The 21185-nt window shown below is 48.9% G+C and carries 14 protein-coding genes; 13 read left to right on the top strand and 1 reads right to left on the bottom strand.

Going from position 1 to position 21185, the window contains the following annotated elements; all coding sequences use genetic code 11:
- The first annotated feature begins 241 nt into the window (after window positions 1-241).
- The 6 genes from ACLTOQ_RS12165 to ACLTOQ_RS12140 all read left to right on the top strand — a co-directional run bounded on the left by ACLTOQ_RS12165 (window position 242) and on the right by ACLTOQ_RS12140 (window position 11198).
- Window positions 242-1864: a CTP synthase gene (locus tag ACLTOQ_RS12165; protein ID WP_412319545.1), complete on the top strand. Its 1623-nt coding sequence runs from the start codon at window positions 242-244 to the stop codon at window positions 1862-1864.
- A gap of 15 nt (window positions 1865-1879) precedes the next feature.
- A complete protein-coding gene (gene gltB / locus ACLTOQ_RS12160) occupies window positions 1880-6430 on the top strand; it encodes a glutamate synthase large subunit (RefSeq protein WP_412319544.1) in 4551 nt (1516 codons plus the stop codon).
- A 15-nt stretch (window positions 6431-6445) separates the two neighbouring features.
- A complete protein-coding gene (locus ACLTOQ_RS12155) occupies window positions 6446-7930 on the top strand; it encodes a glutamate synthase subunit beta (RefSeq protein ID WP_337672888.1) in 1485 nt (494 codons plus the stop codon).
- A gap of 146 nt (window positions 7931-8076) precedes the next feature.
- The gene (gene glnA / locus ACLTOQ_RS12150) at window positions 8077-9402 is read left to right on the top strand and encodes a type I glutamate--ammonia ligase (RefSeq protein ID WP_337598518.1); all 1326 of its coding nucleotides are present in this window, start codon (window positions 8077-8079) and stop codon (window positions 9400-9402) included.
- 12 nt (window positions 9403-9414) lie between these two features.
- Complete coding sequence (locus ACLTOQ_RS12145) at window positions 9415-9963, top strand: ANTAR domain-containing response regulator (protein ID WP_308728688.1); 549 nt, start codon at window positions 9415-9417, stop codon at window positions 9961-9963.
- Between the two features lie 11 nt (window positions 9964-9974).
- On the top strand, window positions 9975-11198 hold the full coding sequence (locus ACLTOQ_RS12140) for an LL-diaminopimelate aminotransferase (RefSeq protein ID WP_412319543.1): 1224 nt from the start codon (window positions 9975-9977) through the stop codon (window positions 11196-11198).
- 259 nt (window positions 11199-11457) lie between these two features.
- On the opposite strand, the gene ACLTOQ_RS12135 is transcribed toward ACLTOQ_RS12140, so the two are convergent.
- Complete coding sequence (locus ACLTOQ_RS12135; RefSeq protein ID WP_412319542.1) at window positions 11458-12312, bottom strand: helix-turn-helix domain-containing protein; 855 nt, start codon at window positions 12310-12312, stop codon at window positions 11458-11460.
- A 402-nt stretch (window positions 12313-12714) separates the two neighbouring features.
- Between ACLTOQ_RS12135 and ACLTOQ_RS12130 the strand changes: the two genes are divergently transcribed.
- The 7 genes from ACLTOQ_RS12130 to ACLTOQ_RS12100 all read left to right on the top strand — a co-directional run bounded on the left by ACLTOQ_RS12130 (window position 12715) and on the right by ACLTOQ_RS12100 (window position 21168).
- Window positions 12715-14073 carry an ABC transporter substrate-binding protein gene (locus ACLTOQ_RS12130; protein WP_308728041.1) on the top strand — a complete coding sequence of 453 codons (1359 nt, stop codon included), beginning with the start codon at window positions 12715-12717 and terminating at the stop codon, window positions 14071-14073.
- A gap of 78 nt (window positions 14074-14151) precedes the next feature.
- Window positions 14152-15036, top strand: a complete 885-nt coding sequence (locus tag ACLTOQ_RS12125; RefSeq protein ID WP_021915478.1) for a carbohydrate ABC transporter permease — start codon at window positions 14152-14154, stop codon at window positions 15034-15036.
- Window positions 15029-15835 (top strand): carbohydrate ABC transporter permease, encoded by an 807-nt coding sequence (locus ACLTOQ_RS12120; protein ID WP_262585861.1) that lies wholly within the window; start codon window positions 15029-15031, stop codon window positions 15833-15835. The genes ACLTOQ_RS12125 and ACLTOQ_RS12120 overlap by 8 nt, the downstream gene beginning before the upstream one ends.
- Complete coding sequence (locus ACLTOQ_RS12115) at window positions 15832-16293, top strand: hypothetical protein (RefSeq protein WP_308728042.1); 462 nt, start codon at window positions 15832-15834, stop codon at window positions 16291-16293. The genes ACLTOQ_RS12120 and ACLTOQ_RS12115 overlap by 4 nt, the downstream gene beginning before the upstream one ends.
- Window positions 16244-17557: a polyhydroxyalkanoate depolymerase gene (locus tag ACLTOQ_RS12110; protein ID WP_412319541.1), complete on the top strand. Its 1314-nt coding sequence runs from the start codon at window positions 16244-16246 to the stop codon at window positions 17555-17557. The genes ACLTOQ_RS12115 and ACLTOQ_RS12110 overlap by 50 nt, the downstream gene beginning before the upstream one ends.
- Window positions 17554-19716: a 1,3-beta-galactosyl-N-acetylhexosamine phosphorylase gene (gnpA, locus tag ACLTOQ_RS12105; protein WP_021915474.1), complete on the top strand. Its 2163-nt coding sequence runs from the start codon at window positions 17554-17556 to the stop codon at window positions 19714-19716. Before ACLTOQ_RS12110 ends, gnpA begins: the two co-directional genes overlap by 4 nt.
- Before the next feature lie 420 nt (window positions 19717-20136).
- Entirely contained in the window at window positions 20137-21168 is a 1032-nt protein-coding gene (locus ACLTOQ_RS12100) for a hypothetical protein (RefSeq protein ID WP_412319540.1), read from the top strand.
- Window positions 21169-21185: the final 17 nt, after the last annotated feature.

Here is a 21185-nt window from a genome sequence, read left to right as displayed (position 1 = left end):
AACATGGGTTCCATGTTACAGAAAGAGGCACTGACGTGCCTGAGATGCGCACTCGCGCGAAGATGAAAAATGTCGCAAGCGACTGCGCTCGGCGCGAGAATGTGCCAAGGCACATTCTTTTGTGTGTAACATGGGTTCCATGTTACAGAAAGAGGCACAATCTTTTATGGATAACAAAGTATTTTTATGAACGGCACACTGACAGTAGGAAATGCTGTTGCAGGGCAGCAAGGAGGAGAGCATGGGCGTAAAATATGTATTTGTGACCGGCGGCGTTGTGTCCGGTCTTGGAAAAGGAATTACCGCAGCTTCGTTGGGACGGCTGCTCAAAGCGAGAGGATATCATGTAACCATGCAGAAGCTGGATCCCTATATCAATGTGGATCCCGGTACGATGAATCCGATCCAGCACGGAGAGGTATTTGTAACAGATGATGGCACGGAGACAGACCTGGATTTGGGACATTACGAACGGTTTATCGATGAAAGCCTGGATCAGAATTCCAACGTTACAACGGGTAAAATTTACTGGTCGGTTCTGCACAAGGAACGTCATGGAGATTACGGCGGCGGTACCGTACAGGTCATTCCTCATATTACAAACGAAATCAAATCGAAATTTTACCGGGAGAAGTCCCCGGAGGAAGATACCATTTCTATTATAGAAGTCGGCGGTACAGTCGGCGATATCGAAAGCCAGCCGTTTTTGGAAGCGATCCGTCAGTTTCAGCACGAGATGGGACGGGAAAATGCCATCCTGATTCAGGTTACATTGATTCCATATTTAAAGGCATCCGGTGAAATGAAAACAAAGCCGACCCAGATGAGCGTCAAGCAGCTGCAGAGTATGGGGATCTGGCCGGATATCCTGGTTTGCCGTTCGGATTATCCGATTGATGAAAAAATGAAAGAAAAGATCGGATTATTCTGTAACGTGAAAAAGGAACATGTTTTGCAGAATCTGGATGCACCGTCCCTTTATGAAGTGCCGATAATGATGGAAGAAGAGCATTTGGCTCAGGCGGTCTGTGAATGTTTGAATCTGCCCTGCCCGGAGCCGAATCTGGAAGACTGGAAAAAGATGCTGGAGGATCTGCATCATCCCACCAGTTCTGTCACCATCGCGCTGGTTGGCAAATATGTAGCTCTGCATGATGCTTATTTGAGCGTAGCGGAAGCCTTAAAGCACGGCGGCATCGCAAACCGCGCACAGGTCAACATCCGCTGGATCGATGCAGAAGAGCTGACACCGGAAAATCTGGAGGAATATCTGCACGATGTGGACGGCATTTTGGTACCGGGCGGATTCGGACAGAGAGGAACGGAAGGAAAGATTCTTGCAATCGGTTATGCAAGACGCAACAAAATTCCGTATCTTGGATTGTGTCTTGGCATGCAGCTTGCGATAGTTGAATTTGCAAGAAACGTAGCAGGACTTTCCAAAGCGGCGAGCATTGAGCTCGATCCCGAAACGCCTGATCCGGTCATCGCACTGATGCCGGAACAAAACGGAATTACCAATCTTGGCGGTACTTTAAGACTGGGCGCATATCCCTGTGTCCTGCAGCCGGAAACACTGGCCCATAAGCTGTATGGAAAGACAGAGATTTCCGAACGTCACCGCCACAGATATGAAGTTAACAATGATTACCGGGAAGTGCTGACGAAAAACGGCATGGTACTTTCCGGACTATCTCCGGACGGAAGAATCGTGGAGATGATCGAATTAAAAGAGCATCCGTTCTTCGTTGCAACACAGGCACACCCGGAATTCAAATCCAGACCGAACCTGCCGCACCCGCTGTTTGAGGGCTTTGTAAAAGCGGCAGTAGCATATGAAGCGGCAGGCAACAGCGCCGTTTAAATAAGGAGGACTACCATGGGAGAAAATCAGGTACAGCAGGGACTTTACAGCCAGAGCTTTGAACATGATAACTGCGGCATCGGAGCTGTTGTTAATATCAAAGGCAGAAAAGACCACCAGATTGTTGCAGATGCGTTAAAAATTGTAGAACAGCTAGAACACCGCGCCGGAAAAGACGCGGAGGGAAAAACCGGAGACGGCGTCGGAATTCTGACTCAGATTTCCCATCGCTTTTTTTCCAGAGTATGTCAGGAAATCGGCATCGAACTCGGCGGCGAAAGAGAATACGGAATCGGCATGTTCTTTTTCCCGCAGAACGAGTTAAAGCGCAGCCAGGCGAAGAAGATGTTTGAGATTATTGTAGAAAAAGAAGGCATGAAGTTTTTAGGCTGGAGAGAAGTGCCGACTGCACCGGAGGTGCTGGGACATAAGGCAAGAGAATGTATGCCTGTCATTTGCCAGGGCTTTGTCAAAAAGCCGGAAAATATTGCAGCAGGGCTGGACTTTGACAGAAAGCTCTATGTGGTACGCCGCGTATTTGAGCAGAGTAACGATAATACCTATGTGCCGTCCTTATCGAGCCGGACCATCGTGTATAAGGGTATGTTTCTGGTGGGACAGCTGAGAACCTTCTTTAAGGACCTGCAGGATGCAGAATATGATTCCGCGATTGCAATTGTCCATTCCAGATTTTCGACCAATACGAATCCCAGCTGGGAGCGTGCACATCCGAACCGGTTTATTGTGCATAACGGTGAGATCAATACGATCAAGGGCAATGCGGATAAGATGCTGGCGCGGGAGGAAACAATGTGTGCACCGCGGTTCTCGGCAGATGATTTAACGAAGGTGCTTCCTGTAGTCAATACAAATGGATCGGACTCCGCAATGCTGGACAATACACTGGAATTTCTGGTAATGAGCGGAATGGAGCTGCCGCTTGCGGTCATGATTACAATCCCGGAGCCCTGGGCCCACAATGATACGATTTCCCAGGAGGGACGCGATTTCTATCAGTACTATGCGACGATGATGGAGCCCTGGGACGGTCCTGCTTCCATCCTGTTTTCGGACGGTGACCTGATGGGCGCTGTTCTGGACAGAAACGGTCTGCGTCCCTCCAGATATTATATTACAGACGATGACAGACTGATCCTTTCTTCTGAAGTCGGTGTCCTGGAAATTCCCGCAGAGCATATTTTGAAAAAAGAGCGACTGCATCCCGGTAAAATGCTGCTGGTGGATACTGTAAAGGGCGAAGTTTTAACAGACGAAGAAATCAAGGAGACCTACGCGAAGCGGGAGCCTTACGGCGAATGGCTGGATTCCAATCTGGTTACGCTGCATGAGTTAAAAATTCCGAATGAAAGGATTCCTTCTTATAATAAAGAAGAACGGGCGCGTCTGCAGAAAGCGTTTGGTTACACCTACGAGGAATACCGGGAGGGTATCTGCTCGATGGCGTTAAACGGAACCGAACGGATCGGCGCGATGGGTGTGGATACACCGCTGGCTGTCCTTTCCAAAGAATATCAGCCGTTGTTTTATTATTTCAAGCAGCTGTTCGCGCAGGTAACGAACCCTCCGATCGATGCGGTCCGGGAAAAAATCGTCACTTCCACAACCGTATATGCCGGCAAGAACGGAAATCTTCTGGAAGAGAAGCCGGAAAACTGTCAGGTACTGAAGATCAATAATCCGATCCTGACAGACCTCGACCTGTTGAAGATCCGCACGATGAAAAAGCCCGGCTTTAAGGTTGTCTGTGTGCCGATCATTTTCTATAAGAGCACACCGATGGATCGCGTGCTGGAGCATCTGTTCGTACAGGTGGATAAGGCGTACCGGGAGGGTGCGAATATCCTGATCCTTTCCGACCGCGGTGTGGATGAAAACCATGTTGCAATCCCGTCGCTGCTGGCAGTTTCCGCCGTACACAAGCATCTGGTCAAGACGAAAAAATGTACGGCACTGTCCATTATCCTGGAATCCGGCGAGCCGAGGGAGGTGCACGATTTTGCGGCGCTGTTAGGCTACGGTGCGTGCGCGGTCAACCCGTATCTGGCCCATTCCACCATCGCAGAGCTGGTAGAAGACGGTCTGCTGAACAAAGATTATTATGCGGCAGTAGAAGATTATGACCATGCGATTTTGCAGGGCATCGTAAAGATTGCGTCCAAGATGGGCATTTCCACGATTCAGTCCTATCAGGGCAGCCAGATTTTCGAGGCGATCGGCATTTCGCAGGAGGTCATCGATGCGTACTTTACTGGAACCGTCAGCAGGATCGGCGGTATTACCTTAAAGGATATCGCAGCGCAGACGGATGCGCAGCATTCCAAGGCGTTTGATCCGCTGGGACTGGCAACAGACCTGACGTTGTCCTCCATGGGCAGACATAAGATGCGCAGCCAGGGCGAGGAACACCGTTACAATCCCCAGACGATCCATATGCTGCAGCAGGCGACAAGGGATGGCAGCTACGAAAAGTTCTGCGAATATACAAAGATGGTGGATAAAGAGGAAACCGGTTATCTGCGCAGCCTGATGGACTTCAACTTCCCGGAGACTGGTGTTCCGATTGAAGAAGTAGAGAGCGTAGAGTCCATCGTAAAGCGGTTTAAGACCGGTGCGATGTCTTACGGTTCGATTTCCGAGGAAGCGCATGAAGCGCTGGCGATCGCCATGAATAAACTACACGGCAAATCCAACAGCGGTGAAGGCGGCGAGAGCGATGAGCGTCTGGAATCCGCAGGAACCGATCATGACAGAAGCTCTGCGATCAAGCAGGTGGCAAGCGGACGTTTCGGCGTAACGAGCCGGTATCTGGTCAGTGCAAGAGAGATTCAGATCAAAATGGCCCAGGGGGCAAAACCCGGCGAGGGCGGACATCTTCCTGCCAAGAAGGTGTATCCCTGGATTGCAAAGACAAGACATTCCACACCCGGTGTGAGCCTGATTTCTCCTCCGCCTCATCATGATATTTATTCCATCGAGGATCTGGCACAGTTAATTTATGACTTGAAAAATGCGAATAAATATGCACGAATTTCCGTTAAACTGGTTTCGGAAGCCGGTGTCGGAACCGTTGCAGCCGGTGTTGCAAAAGCTGGTGCACAGGTAATCCTGATTTCCGGTTATGACGGCGGTACCGGTGCTGCGCCCATCAGCTCTATCCATAATGCAGGACTTCCGTGGGAGCTGGGACTGGCAGAAACCCATCAGACTCTATTGCAGAATGGTCTGAGAAACCGCGTTGTCATCGAGACAGACGGTAAGCTCATGAGCGGCAGGGATGTTGCGATGGCAGCGCTTCTGGGAGCAGAGGAATTTGGTTTTGCAACTGCTCCGCTGGTAACCCTTGGCTGCGTCATGATGCGTGTCTGCAACCTGGACACCTGTCCGATGGGTATCGCAACCCAGAATCCGGAGCTGCGCAAGCGCTTTACCGGAAAACCGGAATACGTCATTAACTTTATGACCTTTATTGCGCAGCAGCTGCGGGAGTACATGGCAAAGCTCGGTGTCAGAACGGTAGATGAAATGGTAGGGCGTACCGATCTGTTAAAGAAAAAGGATGGTCTGACCGGAAGAAAAGCGACGATCGATTTGAGCAGAATCCTGTACGAGGGTGCACAGGCGGAGAGAAAGGACAGTGTTTTCGATCCTGCATGTGCATATGATTTCAAACTGGACAAGACAAAGGATGAATCCGTTTTATTAAAGAAGAAAGAAGTAAAGACAGCCATTGCGGAAGGAACAGGAATTTCCTGCAGCGTGAAGCTGACCAATACCGACCGTACCTTCGGCACACTTCTGGGCGCAGAGATCACAAGACAGCATCCGGAAGGACTGCCCGAGGATACCATCACGATTCACTGTGAAGGCGCAGGCGGACAGAGCTTCGGTGCATTTTTGCCAAAAGGTCTGACCTTATCGCTGTGCGGTGACAGCAACGACTATTTCGGCAAGGGACTTTCCGGCGGCAAGCTGGCAGTCTTTGCACAGGAAAAAGCGAAATTTAAACCGGAAGAAAATATTATTATCGGCAACGTTGCCCTTTACGGCGCAACAAGCGGGGAAGCTTATATCGCAGGTGTGGCAGGAGAACGGTTCTGCGTCCGCAATTCCGGTGCAACTGCTGTTGTAGAAGGCGTCGGAGAGCATGGCTGCGAGTATATGACTGGTGGTCATGTGGTTGTACTGGGACCTACCGGCAAAAACTTTGCGGCAGGTATGAGCGGCGGCATCGCTTATGTACTGGATGAAGAAAGCTGTCTGTATAAAAACCTGAACAAGGAAATGGTACTCATGGAGAAGGTGGAGACCAAGTTTGACCAGGAGGAGCTCCGTGCCATGATCGAGGTGCATGTGCGCAATACCGGTTCCAAAAAGGGACAGGAGGTACTGGATCACTTTAAAGAGTATCTGCCGAAGTTCAAAAAGATTATTCCTGGAGATTACAAGCGGATGCTGCAGCTGTCCTCCCAGTTTGAGGAACAGGGCATGAGCCGCCAGGAAGCGCAGATTGAGGCATTCTATGCGAGTGTCGGCAGCAGAGCGTAACGGGAGGAAACAGTCATGGGGAAACCTACAGGTTTTTTGGAATATGAGCGTAAAGACGGACCGGTGACGGTTCCAAAGGAAAGAATCAAAAATTTTAAGGAATTTCACGGACAGCTGCCGGAAGAGGAGCAGCGTCTGCAGGGAGCGCGCTGCATGGAATGCGGCGTTCCCTTCTGCCAGGCGGGTACAATGATTGCCGGAATGGCTTCGGGATGCCCGCTGCATAATCTGGTGCCGGAGGTCAACGATCTGGTCTGGCACGGCAACTGGGAACAGGCTTATGTCCGTTTGTCAAAGACTCACTGCTTCCCGGAATTTACTTCCAGGGTCTGCCCCGCGCTGTGTGAGGCGGCCTGTACCTGCGGGCTGCACGCAAAACCGGTTTCCACGAAGGAAAATGAACGTGCGGTCATTGAATATGCTTACGCGAATGGTCTGGTAAAAGGCGAAGAACCAAAGGTACGCACCGGAAAGAAGGTCGCGGTCATCGGCAGCGGTCCGGCCGGATTGTCTGCAGCCTGGAACCTGAACAAACGCGGACACAGCGTAACGGTCTATGAACGTCATGACAGAGTCGGCGGTCTGCTGCGCTATGGCATTCCGAATATGAAGCTGGACAAGAGCATCATCGACAGAAGAATCGAAGTCATGAAGGCTGCCGGCATCAAGTTTATCTGCAATGCAGACGTTGGAAAAGATATTTCCGGCAAGGAGCTGGAAAAAGAATACGACCGCGTGATTCTTTGCGGCGGGGCCTCCCATCCAAGAGATATCCATGTGCCCGGCAGGGATGCAAAAGGCATCTGGTTTGCGGTGGATTTTCTGGGAACTGTAACAAAGCAGCTCCTGGATACAAATTTTGAAAAAGTGCCCTATGAGCTGGCAAAAGGAAAAAATGTGCTGGTAATTGGCGGCGGAGATACCGGAAATGACTGTGTCGGAACTTCGATTCGGCTGGGTGCGGCAAGCGTGACACAGCTGGAGATGATGCCGAAAGCGCCGGAGTGTCGGGCAGCATCCAATCCCTGGCCGGAATGGCCGAAGGTCTTAAAGACCGATTACGGTCAGGAAGAAGCGATCGATGTATTCGGTCATGATCCGAGACTTTACCAGACAACAGTAACAGAATTTAAAAAGAAAAAAGACGGAACCGTATGCAGTGCGGTGCTGGTAAGCCTTGAGCCGAAGAAGGATGAAAAGACCGGACGGCTTTCGATGGTTCCCATCGAGGGCACACAGAAGGAAATTCCGGTGGATCTGGTGCTGATTGCAGCCGGATTTTTAGGCAGTGAGGGTTACGTTGCAGAGAGTTTTGGTGTAAAATTAAATGCGAGAACCAATGTGGAAACCGTAAACGGCTCTTACCGCACCGGAAAAGAGAAGATTTTCACTGCGGGAGATATGCACAGAGGTCAGTCACTGGTCGTATGGGCGATTGCCGAAGGCAGGGAAGCCGCAAAGGAAGTGGACAAGTCGTTGATGGGATACACCTACGAGTGACACCACACCGGATCTCCGGCCCAAAAGCCGACCGTGCTTGCACGAAGAAGGCTTTTGGGCTGGAGACCCGCCGAAGCATTCGAAAATTCACAACAACAATTCAGGGAACAGGCGGACAGACTGTCCGCTAAAGAGGAGAGAGAAGCATGAAAACCAGAGAAGAAATTCTGCAAATGGTAGAGAATGAAGACGTTGAATTCATTCGTCTGCAGTTTACAGACATGTTCGGCACGCTCAAAAACGTTGCAGTGACCGCTACTCAGCTGCAGTATATGAAAGACAACCGCTATCTGATTGATGGTTCCTGCATGTACGGAGAATTGAGAACCGGGGAAGAGGATATGTATCTGTGCCCGGATTTGGACACCTTTGTAATCCTGCCATGGAGACCGCAGCAGGGAAAAGTTGCAAGACTTTTGTGTGATGTCTGCAGGGCAGATGGAACACCGCTTGCGGTCAGCCCGAGAGAAATCCTGAAAAAGACGATAGAAAAGGTCGAAAAGGAAGGATATACGTTTCAGATTGATCCGGAATGTGAATTTTTCCTGTTCCACGAGGACGAAAACGGCGTGCCGACAACCGTAACCCATGAAAAGGCCGGATATATGGATATCAGCCCGCTGGATCTGGGAGAAAACGCCCGTCGTGATATGGTGATGACGCTGGAGGATATGGGGTTTGAAATCGAATCCTCTCATCATGAAAAAGCGCCCGGGCAGCATGAAATTGACTTCCGTTATGCGGGTGCGATGGAAACCGCGGACCGGATTGTGACGTTCAAGACGGCAGTGCGTTCCATTGCAAAGCGGTTCGGTCTTTATGCGACTTTTATGCCGAAGCCAAAGGCTGGTACGGCAGGTTCCGGCATGCATATCAATATTTCTCTGTTTCAGGACGGAAAAAATATCTTCAGCGATCCGGAAGCGGAAGATGGTTTAAGTCAGGAAGCAAAATGGTTCATGGGTGGTATTATGGCCCATGTCAAAGGCATGTGTGCCGTGACGAACCCTCTGGTTAACTCTTATAAGCGTCTGACCTCCGGCTGCGATGCACCCAGAGATATCATCTGGACAACCAAAAATCATAATACCCTGCTTCGGATTCCTTTTATGCGGGGAGAGGATACCAGGATCGAGCTGCGTTTTCCCGATCCGTCTGCAAATGCGTATTTGACGATTGCACTCTGCATGGCCGCAGGGCTGGATGGAATCGCAAAGCATCTGGATCCCGGAGCGGAATCTGCGCGACTGTTTGCAAGCAGAACGGAGGCGGAAAAGGCCGCAGCCGGTATTGATCATCTGCCGGATACGCTGCGTGAAGCAGTTGCGTTCATGGAAGAGGATTCTTTTGTAAAAATGGTTCTCGGACAGGAGTTCGTGGATCTTTATGTAGAAGCAAAAAAAGCTGAGTGGAATGAGTACATGTCCCAGGTATCCGAATGGGAAGTAGATAAATATCTGTATCGCACTTAAAGGAGTGACAGGATGAGCAGCATCATAATTGTTTTGCCGAAGCTCGAGGACGCAAAACATATCAAAGACATCCTCGCCCGACGGGGACTGACGGCTGCTGCACTCTGCACAACAGCTTCCATGGCGCTTTCACAGGTACACCAGCTAGACAGCGGTGTCGTGATCTGCAGTTATCGGATCAGGGACATGCACTATACACAGCTGGCGGAATATCTGCCCGATTATTTTGATATGCTGTTGCTTGCTTCTACGTCGGAACTGGAAAGTGCGCCGCACGATATGGTGACATTGACATATCCGATTCGTCCAAACGATCTTGCCAGTACTGTGGAGATGATGCTGACACAGCTGGACAGACGGTTAAGGAAGCGCAAAAGCCAGCCGAAAAAGAGAACGGAACAGGAACAGAACTATATTAACAATGCAAAATGGTTGCTGATGGAAAGAAATCATATGACAGAGCAGGAGGCGTTCCGCTATATTCAGAAAAGCAGCATGGATTCCGGCACGAACATGGTTGAAACCGCGCAGATGATTCTGCTGCTGATTTATGACGGATGAGGAAAAAGAACATGTTTACAATCAATGAAAATTACTTAAAACTGCAGGGAAGCTATCTTTTTTCCACAGTAGCAAAAAAGGTGGCTGCCTACAAAAGCATGCATCCGGACAAAACAGTCATCAGTCTCGGGATCGGAGATGTGACGCTGCCGCTTGCACCTGCGATTATCGAGGCGCTGCAGAAAGCGGTTGCCGAGATGGGCACAAAGGAAGGCTTTCATGGCTATGCACCGGAGCGGGGCTATGATTTTTTATTAAACGCGATTGCAAAAGAGGATTTTGCAGCACGGGGCTGCGAGATTTCTCCGGATGAGATTTTTGTATCGGACGGTGCAAAGTGTGATGTCGGAAATATTCAGGAGATTTTTGGAACCGATAATCTTGTTGCGGTCTGCGATCCGGTTTATCCGGTCTATGTGGATACGAATGTCATGGCAGGCAGAACCGGTGTATATGACAAAGCGCTGGGCACATATGAGGGACTGGTATACATGCCCTGTACCCAGGAAAACGGCTTTGCACCGAAGCTTCCTGATAAGACACCGGATCTGATCTACCTGTGCTTTCCCAATAATCCGACTGGTGCGGCGATTACAAAGGAAGCACTGCAGAAATGGGTCGATTATGCAAATGAAATTCATGCGGTCCTTCTTTTTGATGCGGCATATGAAGCCTATATTACGGAAGAGAATATCCCACACAGCATCTATGAGTGTGAGGGAGCAAAGACCTGTGCCATCGAGATGCGCAGCTTTTCCAAAAACGCGGGCTTTACCGGACTGCGTCTCGGTTACACGGTTGTTCCCAAGGAACTTGTCAGCAATGGTGTGTCCTTAAATGACTTATGGCTTCGACGTCACGGCACGAAATACAACGGCGCGCCTTATATCGTCCAGCGCGCAGGTGAGGCGGTTTATTCGGAGGCAGGTAAGGCGCAGATCAGGGAGCAGATTGCCTACTACATGGAAAATGCCCGCCAGATACGCGAGGGCTTAATTGCAGCGGGTTATCAGGCCTTTGGCGGCGTCAATTCTCCCTATGTCTGGTTAAAAACCCCGGACAACCTGACCTCCTGGGAGTTCTTTGATAAGCTTTTAAATGAAGCACAGGTAGTCGGTACGCCCGGCTCAGGATTCGGCGCAAGCGGCGAAGGGTATTTCCGCCTGACTGGCTTCGGAACACATGAAAATACAAAAGAAGCGATCAAACGGATTCAGGCTTTGAAGACGAAATAAGGATTCAGCTTTTGATCCGGAGAAAAAAAATAAAAAACAACAGAATGTACGATCTGCGGACACTCTGTTGTCGAAAATTGAGAGGTTGTCGCACCTGCGGCAGCCTCTTTTTTATCGTATAGGAAACTTCGTTTCTATACGATAAAAAACGCTCCGCGAGGATGCGCACTCGGCGCAAGGGTAGATGGTTGCCGAAGCAACCGCGCCTCGGCGCGAGAATGTGCCAGGGCACATTCTTTTTCATCGTATAGAAACGCATTTATTTCGCAGTTGTCTCGTCCTGCCGGCTTGCCCTGCGAAATGCGCTGGGGGACATTCCTGACAGCTTTTTAAAGGTCTGGGAAAAATAGCTGGAAGAGGAAAAACCGCAGGAGCGGCTGATGACGGAGAGGGAAAAGTCTGTTGTGGAAAGCAGGGTTTTCGCTTTTTCGACGCGGGCGCGCATCAGATAGTTGATCGGAGAAATGCCGTACACGTTGGAAAACGCATGCACCAGATAGTATTTGTTGACGTGTGAAAACTGCGCCAGCTGCTCCAACGAAATATCCTCACTGCAGTTTGCGTCGATATAGCGCCGGACAGATTCACACAGGTGAGAGGATTTTTTATTGGTTGGCGTCAGGATGGTCTTAAAGTTTGTCTGTCTGCCAAACAGCACGATCAGGATTTCCATCAGATCCTGACAGACTGCCTCATAGCCGGGCGCACGGGTTTCAATTTCCCGGAGCATCATTTTCAGGTAAAAGTTCATCGTTTCTTTGATCTCCCGAAAGCTGACGATACAGAAATTTTCCCCTTCATTTGCGACGGACAGCTCCAGGTTTTCAATCCCCAGGACGATATATTTAAGCGGATTTGCATGAAAGCCAAGCTCTGTATGGGAAACGTTTGGATTGATAATGACGAGATCGTTTGCGGATACTGGGAAAATCCGATCCTCCACCTGAAACTGACCGACGCCGTCTAAAACATAGAACAGCTCAGAACAGTAATGTGTGTGGGGCGTGGAGATCCAGTCTCCGCCGTAGGTAGAGGAAGAGACATAAAGAAGCTTCGCCTTATCTTTCATGAAATAATCTTTTGGAATACTCAGATCATGCCGGTTATTACCCATCGAAAAATATCCTCCTATCAGAACAAATAAAACTGTCAGAACAAACAATAGAATGCACGCTCTGCGAGCATTCTATTGTCATGAATAAAAAAGGAAATCCTGATTTCATTATACTATAGAATGTATGGAAACCGGTACAATATATTGCCCTAAAATATTAAAATATTGCGCAGCAATAAAAGAAAATATATGGAAAAATGATGTGCAACCTGTATGTTGAAAAAGCGTATTATAGAAAAAATATAAAAAATATGACGAATGGAAAAGCTGAAAAATGCATTTTTTAATAAAAAACAGCAATATAATAATAAATTATAACAACATAGAAATTGAATCGCTGCCCAGGGACAGATATAATAAATACATCAACAAGTGATGGAACGTTTACAAGGAGGAACGGGTATGAAAAAGAAATTAGTAGGCGTGTTATTGACCGCAGCAATGGCTGTATCGGCACTGGCAGGCTGCGGCAGCAAGCAGGCGGCAGCACCTGCAGAAAGCAAGGCTGCAGAAGAAAAGACAGAAACCGTGCAGGAAGCGACAGAAGAAGCTGAGGCTGCAGAAGGGGAAGAAGTCCTGACTGTATGGTGCTGGGATCCTAACTTTAATGTATATGCAATGAAGCAGGCAGAAGCACTTTATCAGAAGGAGCATCCGAATTTCAAGCTGGATATTCAGGAAAAGGTATATACCGATATTGAACAGAGCCTGATCACTGCAGCAGAAGCTGGAAACTACGATACTCTGCCGGATATCTTCCTGATGCAGGATTATTCCTTTCATAAAGATGTTGCAAACTATCCGGAGATCTTTACAGAGCTGACAGATTCCGGCATCGATTTCTCTCAGTTCTCCGGCGGTAAGCTTGCAGATTCTACCGTAGATGGCAAGCATTACGGAATTCCCTTTGATAACGGTGCAACGATCATGGCGATCCGCTCTGATATGGTAGAAAAAGCAGGACTGACGGTAGAAGATTTCAAGGATACTACCTGGTCTGAATTTATGGAACTTGCAAAGAAGGTAGTAGATGCCAATGGCGTACCGATGCTGACAAGCTCCGGCGGTTCGGAAATCGTAATTGAAATGCTGCAGTCCGCAGGTGCGTCTCCCATGCAGGACGGTGAAGTGAAGCTGGTAGATAATGCAGCACTGAAGAAAGCGATCGAAGTATACAAACAGCTGATTGAGGAAGGCATCATGGTAGATTACACAGACTGGGATCAGTACATCGCTTCCATGAACAAAGGCGAGGCTGCCGGTGTGATCCAGGGCTGCTGGATCATGTCCTCTATTCAGGCTGCAGAAGACCAGAGCGGTGAATGGGCGATCGTGAACATGCCTGCACTGGACGAAATTGACGGCGCAACCAATTATGCAAACTGCGGCGGCGCAAGCTGGGCAGTATCCTCTAACTGCAAAAACACAGAGCTTGCATTTGACTTCTTAAATGCAACCTTTGGCAGCAGTGTAGACCTGTATGACGAGCTGCTTCCGAATGCAGGCGTGATCGCAAGCTACCTGCCTGCAGCAGCTTCTGATGCATATGGCGAAGCTTCTGAATTCTACGGCGGACAGGCTGTTTATAAGGATATCGTGGAATTTGCAGGAAAGGTTCCCGGAATCGATTACGGCGCATATTATTCTGATATCAGAAGCGCGTTGACTGATGCTATCACCAATGTCGTACAGAATGGTGCGGATGTTGAGACAGAAATCCAGAATGCACAGGATACGGTAGAATTTAACATCAGCGAATAAACATATGAACCAGTACCGGGAATGCAGCGTATTGCGTTCCCGGTATTTTTATCCAGGAAGTATACAGGAGAGAGCAGTATGCAGAAAAAAGCGAAGATGAGTCTGGAAAAAAGACATAATCTGACCGGTTGGGCTTTTCTGATCCCAGCGGCACTTCTGATCTTTATTTTTTGCTTTTACCCGATGGTGCAGGCACTGATCCTTTCTTTTTCCAAAAAAGGAACGGGTGGGAGCACCTTTGTCGGATTGGCAAATTACCAGAGAATTTTAAAGGATAAGACATTCCAGCAGTGTCTGTTCAATACCGTTTTTTATTTTATCATTCAGGTTCCGGTGATGCTTGTGCTGGCGCTGGGACTTGCACAGCTGTTAAATAATCCCAAGATCAAAGGAAAAGGTATTTTCCGTACGCTGATCTTTTTGCCCTGTGCAACATCACTGGTATCCTATTCGATGATCTTTAAATCTTTGTTTGCCCAGGATGGTCTGGTCAACAATGTGATCACTGCCATCGGTTTTTCCAGAATAGACTGGTTTCAGAATGCCTGGGCAGCCCGCTGGGTGATCATCCTTGCACTGATCTGGAGATGGACGGGCTACAACATGGTCTTTTATCTGGCTGGACTGCAGAATATTGACTATTCCGTATATGAAGCGAGCTATATTGACGGAGCGACACCGTTTCAGCAGTTTTTGAAGATTACGGTTCCGCTGCTGAAGCCTACGATTTTGTTGACTGCGATTATGTCCACATCAGGAACCCTGCAGCTGTTTGATGAATCGGTCAACCTGACAGCAGGAGGCCCTGGAAAATCGACGATGACGCTGGCACATTATATTTACAATATTTCCTTTGTAGAAACGCCGAAATTTAACTATGCGGCGGCATTATCTGTGTTTATCCTCGTCAGCGTAGCAATTTTGTCAGCCATTCAGATGAAAGTAGGTGACAAGCGTGACTAAAGTAAAAACAGCTTTTTCTTATGTGATTTTAATTCTTGCCAGTTTTTTGTCGGCATTTCCGCTTTACTATATGATCTGCGGGGCGACCAATACCAGTATCGACATTGTGCGCGGAAGATTACTGCCGGGAACCCATCTTCTGGAAAATTTCCAGACACTGATCGCGACGCAGAATCTCGGACGTGCGATGTTTAATTCCTTCCGAAATGCCATTGTCATCACGGTAGTTGCGCTGCTGGTCTGCTCGATCGCAGGCTATGGCTTCGAAATCTACCATGATAAAGGAAAAGATATTTTGATGAGCATCCTGCTGCTGGCAATGATGCTGCCCTTTGTTGCAATCATGATTCCGCTGTTTAAAATGTTTTCTGCATGGAAGCTGGTCAATACCTGGATTGCGCTGGCACTGCCGTCGATTTCGACGCCGTTTTTGATCATGATGTTCCGACAGGCTGCACGCTCTTTTCCACATGATATCATCGAGGCCTCCAGACTGGAAGGACTCAGTGAGATCAAGATCTTTTTTACGATGTTTCTTCCGATCATGAAGTCTACTTACGGAGCAGCAATGACGGTAACATTCATGAATGCGTGGAATAACTATCTGTGGCCGACGATTATTTTACAGGATAAAAATCAGATTACGATGCCGATGCTGGTTGCCAATTTAAAGAGCGGATACAGCGTGGATTATGGAATGCTGATGCTTGGAGTCCTGATCTGTACCCTTCCGACTGCGGTCATCTTTTTATGTCTGCAGAAGAGCTTTGCAAACGGAATTGCAGGAGCAGTGAAATGAGAAGAGCATACGCGTTATCAGAAGAGGAATTTTGCCGGGCAGAGGCAGAGCTTGAACTCGCGGTATCACTGGGGCTGATTGGGCAGGCGGGCTTTGATGCGCTGGAACAGCGGCGCCTGCAGAAAAACGAAGAAAACCGCAGAAAAAAAGCTGCCGGAGAAGTTTTTTACGGACCCTGCAGCTTTACCAGACCGATGTATCTGCAATATGAGCTGACCAGATTCCGACTGGAATTTGCTCTTCCTTCCAGGACAGTACGGGATTCTGGATATTGCCCTGAGATAACAGAAGCACAGAAAAGGACATTTTATCAGGAAAATCAGGATCTGCTGACGCGCGCGCAGGGAGATCTGTTTTCCTATGAAGAAATCGAGGCAGTGATCGAAAAAAGACTGAGGGAGGCGGCTTATGACAGACTGGTGCAGGACATATTATGTCAGTCAGAAACACGGGAATGACCAAAACAGCGGAAGAAGCAGTGCAGAGCCATATGCCAGTCTTTTTGCGATCAACCGTCTGAAGCTGCAGCCAGGCGACCGGATTTTGCTGGAAAACAATTCCGTATTTGCCGGACAGTTTTTACAGATTACGGACAGCGGGACGAAGGATTTACCGATTGTGATCGGTGCATATGAGGATCGGACGCAAGCAGAGCAGAATCCGCCGATTATCGCAGCAAACGGGCAGGGAATCTGGTATCAGGATTATGGATGCGAGCTGGATTCTCCGGCACATACCAGGAGCGGATATGTATCGTCTGCGGTATTGTTGTATGATGCAGAATATGTGACGCTGCAGGATCTCGAGCTGACAAACAGCGGGCAGGATATCATCGGGGAATGCTACAGTGCACCGGATAAAATGAACCGAACCGGAGTTGCCGTCGCTGCGAGGGATAAAGGTGTCAGAAGCGGGATTACGCTGCGCAATCTCGTCATCCACGACGTCAATGGAAATGTGTACGACAAGCATATGAACAACGGCGGTATCTATATGACGGCGCTGAAGCCGATCGCAAGGGACACAGAAGCTGCACGTTTCCGGAATGTGACAGTAGAAGGCTGTTATGTAGACCGGGTGAGCCGCTGGGGAATTGCAGTCGGCTATACTTATGCGCATGCCGCTTTTGCCGGAGCAGAGCTCTCGGAAGAAGCGTTTTTAAAGTATGGACACGAAAATATTACGATTCGGGATAATTATGTGAAGCGATCAGGAGGCGATGCGATTACTGTAATGTATGCGTTAAGACCTGTGGTGGAGCATAACTGTTCGGACAGCGCGGCGCAGGAGATCAACGACCGGATTTACCAGGAGCCTCAGAAGCGGGGCGGAAAAGTAGCAGCTGCGATCTGGCCATGGAAATGTAAGGACGCGCTGTTTCGGTTTAATGAGGCAGCAGATACGAGGCTGAATCAGGATGGAATGGCATACGATGCGGATTCCGGAGATGGGACGGTGTATGAATATAATTTCAGCAGGCAGAATGAGGGCGGCTGCGTGATGTTCTGTCTGGAGGAAGCAATTCACAGCCGGTTTTGCAACAATGTGAGCTTCGATGACCTTTCCGGGACGATCAGCCCGGCGCAGAATCCGGATGCCCTGCTTTCTCACAACAGGTATTATGTCCGGAAAGGAATACCGTTTGTCCGAAAAAATATGGACGGCGGAACGTATACGCAGAAAGCGGATGAAATTATTTTGCTGGAGGAGGAAGAACGATGAGGGAGCGGACAGGGAGAGTGACGATTCCGACAAATCTGGACATCGTGCCGGAAACGATAGAATTGATGAAACGATGGGGCGCAGATGCGATCCGGGATTGTGATGGAACAGAATTTCCCAGGGAGCTGGTTGAAACCGGTGCAAAGATTTATGCGACCTATTATACGACCAGAAAAGACAATGAATGGGCGAAGAAAAATCCGGATGAGGTGCAGCAATGCTATATCATGTCGGCTTTTTATACGGCGGTTGATAAAACGCTGAAAATTCCGCTGATGAAAGGCATTTCCAAAGAGTTGATGGAGGTCAATACACGGGATGATATTCGGCGCTGGTGGGAGGTAATCGACCGCTCGACCGGAGCTGTTGTGGATTGCACGCAGTGGGAATACGAGGAAGAAAGCGGAAATGTGATCATTCATGACGCAGAGCTGTTCCATGAATATACCGTCAGCTTTTTAGCCTATATCATCTGGGACCCCGTGCATATGTACAACGCCGTGACGAATGAGTGGAAGAATTTTGAACATCAGATCACCTTTGATGTCCGGCAGCCCAAAACCCACAAATATTCGATGGAGCGGCTGAAAAAATACTGTGAAGAGCATCCGTATGTGAATGTCATCCGCTATACGACGTTTTTCCACCAGTTTACGCTGTTGTTTGACGAATTAAAACGCGAAAAATATGTGGATTGGTACGGGTACTCCGCGTCTGTCAGCCCGTATATTTTAGAGCAGTTTGAAAAAGAGGTTGGCTATCGGTTCCGCCCGGAATTTATTATCGATCAGGGCTATTACAACAACCAGTATCGCGTGCCTTCGAAGGAATTTCTGGATTTTCAGGCATTTCAGCGTCGGGAAGTCGCAAAGCTTGCAAAGGAAATGGTGGATATCACCCACGAATACGGCAAGGAAGCGATGATGTTTTTAGGCGACCACTGGATCGGAACAGAGCCCTTTATGAAGGAATTTGCAACGATCGGTCTGGATGCGGTAGTAGGAAGCGTCGGAAACGGAAGCACGTTGCGCCTGATTTCTGATATTGAGGGTGTAAAGTATACAGAGGGAAGATTTTTACCGTATTTCTTTCCGGATACCTTCCATGAGGGCGGCGACCCGGTAAAGGAAGCAAAGGAAAACTGGATCACGGCGCGTCGTGCGATCTTGAGAAAGCCCATCGACCGGATCGGGTATGGCGGTTATTTAAAGCTCACGCTGGATTTCCCGGAGTTTCTGGATTATGTGGAAAGCGTCTGCAACGAGTTCCGGGAGCTGTATGAGAATATTCGCCAGACGACGCCGTACTGCGTCAAAAAGGTTGCAGTGTTAAACAGCTGGGGAAAAATCAGGAGCTGGGGCTGTCATATGGTGCATCATGCACTGTATCAGAAGCAAAATTACAGCTATGCCGGTATTATTGAAGCACTCAGCGGTGCACCCTTTGAGGTATCGTTCCTTTCGTTTGACGATATTTTAGCCGATCCGAGCCTGTTAAAGGAAATCGATGTCATCATCAATGTAGGTGACGGGGATACAGCGCATACCGGCGGAGCAGCGTGGGAAAATCCTGCGGTAGCGGCGGCAATCCGGAAGTTCGTATACGAGGGTGGAGGCTTTATCGGAGTCGGAGAACCCTCCGGACATGCATATCAGGGACATTATCTGCAGCTCGCTGACCTGATCGGTGTGGAAAAAGAAACCGGATTTACCTTAAACTATGACAAGTACAACTGGGAAGAGCATCCGGAACATTTTATCCTGCAGGATATCACAAAGCCGGTGGATTTTGGCGAAGGCAAGAAAAACATGTACGCCTATGCCGACACTGAGATTCTGGTGCAGCGCGACCGGGAGGTGCAGATGGCTGTCAATGAGTTTGGAAAAGGGCGCAGCGTTTACATCAGCGGTCTGCCCTACAGCTTTGAAAACAGCCGGATTTTGTACCGCAGTATTCTGTGGAGTGCCCACGGTGAGGACATCCTGCATTGCTGGTACAGTGAAAACTTCAACGTAGAAGTGCATGCATATGTGGAAAACGGAAAATACTGTGTGGTCAACAATACTTACGAACCGCAGGAAACGACTGTATACTGCGGCGACGGCAGCAGCTTTTTCCTGAAGCTGGAAGCTAATGAGATCAAGTGGTATAGCATCTGAGGCTGCATGTAAAAGGTAAAATTCGTATCCAGGCAGGAGACTGAGTTTGGCTTCTGTCGGGGCGGTACAAAACAGAAAAAAAGGAAAAATGGAAACCGGCAGGGCTGATTGGGCACCTGTCGGTTTTTTCGTTCATGACAATAGAATGCTCGCAGAGCGTGCATTCTGTTGTTGTGCAGTGGTGCGCCCGGCGGTGTTATTGGCACAAAGAACTGTTTTGTGCGATTCTTTCGGAAAGGATTGTGTAAAAGATAAAAACGGTGCATAATCGTAAAGAGACGGGTTGGCGCAGATCTGGCGCAGACCCGTCGTCGGGAATCGTATTTTCGGCAGCGATTGGCGGAGTTTTGCGCAGCACCGAAATCATATTTTTTGGCTGTACGGCAGCGGAAAATCAATTTTGGGACAGGAATTTTTGACATGACACAACAGGAAGCATATAAAATCCTTGGAATCACGGAGGAAGAAATCGAGGCGGCCGGGGCAGTGCCGGAAGGTAAAGAAGCAGCAGGAGCGAGTACGGAAACGTCCCAAAGCTTTGACAACGCGTTTCAAAATTTTAACCGACAGGCAGTTGAGCGCCTGATCAAGAAAAAATATCGGCAAAGGATACTAAGCGCACATCCGGACGTCCAGCCGGAGGAAGAGACGGAATACAGTGCGCAGCTGTTAAATTATGCGTATGCGTATTTGAAAAAGAACGGCTGGTATGATGGACATGTGTCTAAAAAGTCGTATCAGGTGAAATCCCGTGCGTCAAAAACACAGGTCTGGGATGCACCAGTCAACCTACGGGCGTGGCGCGAACGGGAAATTTATTCCTATGCGGAGGACAGTGAAGGCGAGAAAATCGGGTATTTTAAAATCGCAGCAGGAAAATATATCTGGAAGACAGAAGAGGATTTTTCCCTGTTCCAGAAAAGCATTTTCGCCTGCGCATCGCAGATTTTGGAAGAAGTAGAGCGCAAAAAACAGATATATAAAAGTGAGCGGCTCCGCATACAGACACTGGCGGCGCTGGTCTATTTATTGGCACAGCAGTTTCTGGACAGTACGGCGCTGTTAAAAGAGCTCGGACAGGAGCAGAAAGCGGACGCAGAAGGCAACTGGATTTTTCTGGTTCCGGCGATGCTGGAACTGACCGGAAACATCCAGGCAGCCGAGGGCGAAGTGATCTCCCCGAAGCGCCTGACCAAACACCGCCTTTATGTAAAAAACAGCCAGGGCGAAGAACTGGGCTACCTTTCGTTTCGGGACGATTGCATGTACTATGTTGTCATCCCGCTGATGGAACAACGCCGTGTAAAGGTTCGCATGAAAGCTGCTGAGGGCAAAAAGGCAGCCTGCCAGAAGCTGAATTTTTATGTAAAGCTTTTGGAAAAAGATACGGCAGGCATGCCGGAAAGCGTGAATCTGCAGATCGAACAGCTGCTAAACGACTATACGAGGTAGCGCGCAGCAAGAGAATG

This window comes from Gallintestinimicrobium sp., from assembly GCF_046968865.1.
In the GTDB taxonomy this organism is placed as follows: Bacteria; Bacillota; Clostridia; order Lachnospirales; family Lachnospiraceae; genus Gallintestinimicrobium; species Gallintestinimicrobium propionicum.
Note: the sequence above shows the minus strand (reverse complement) of the source record. Positions and strands in the feature narration are given on the sequence as shown.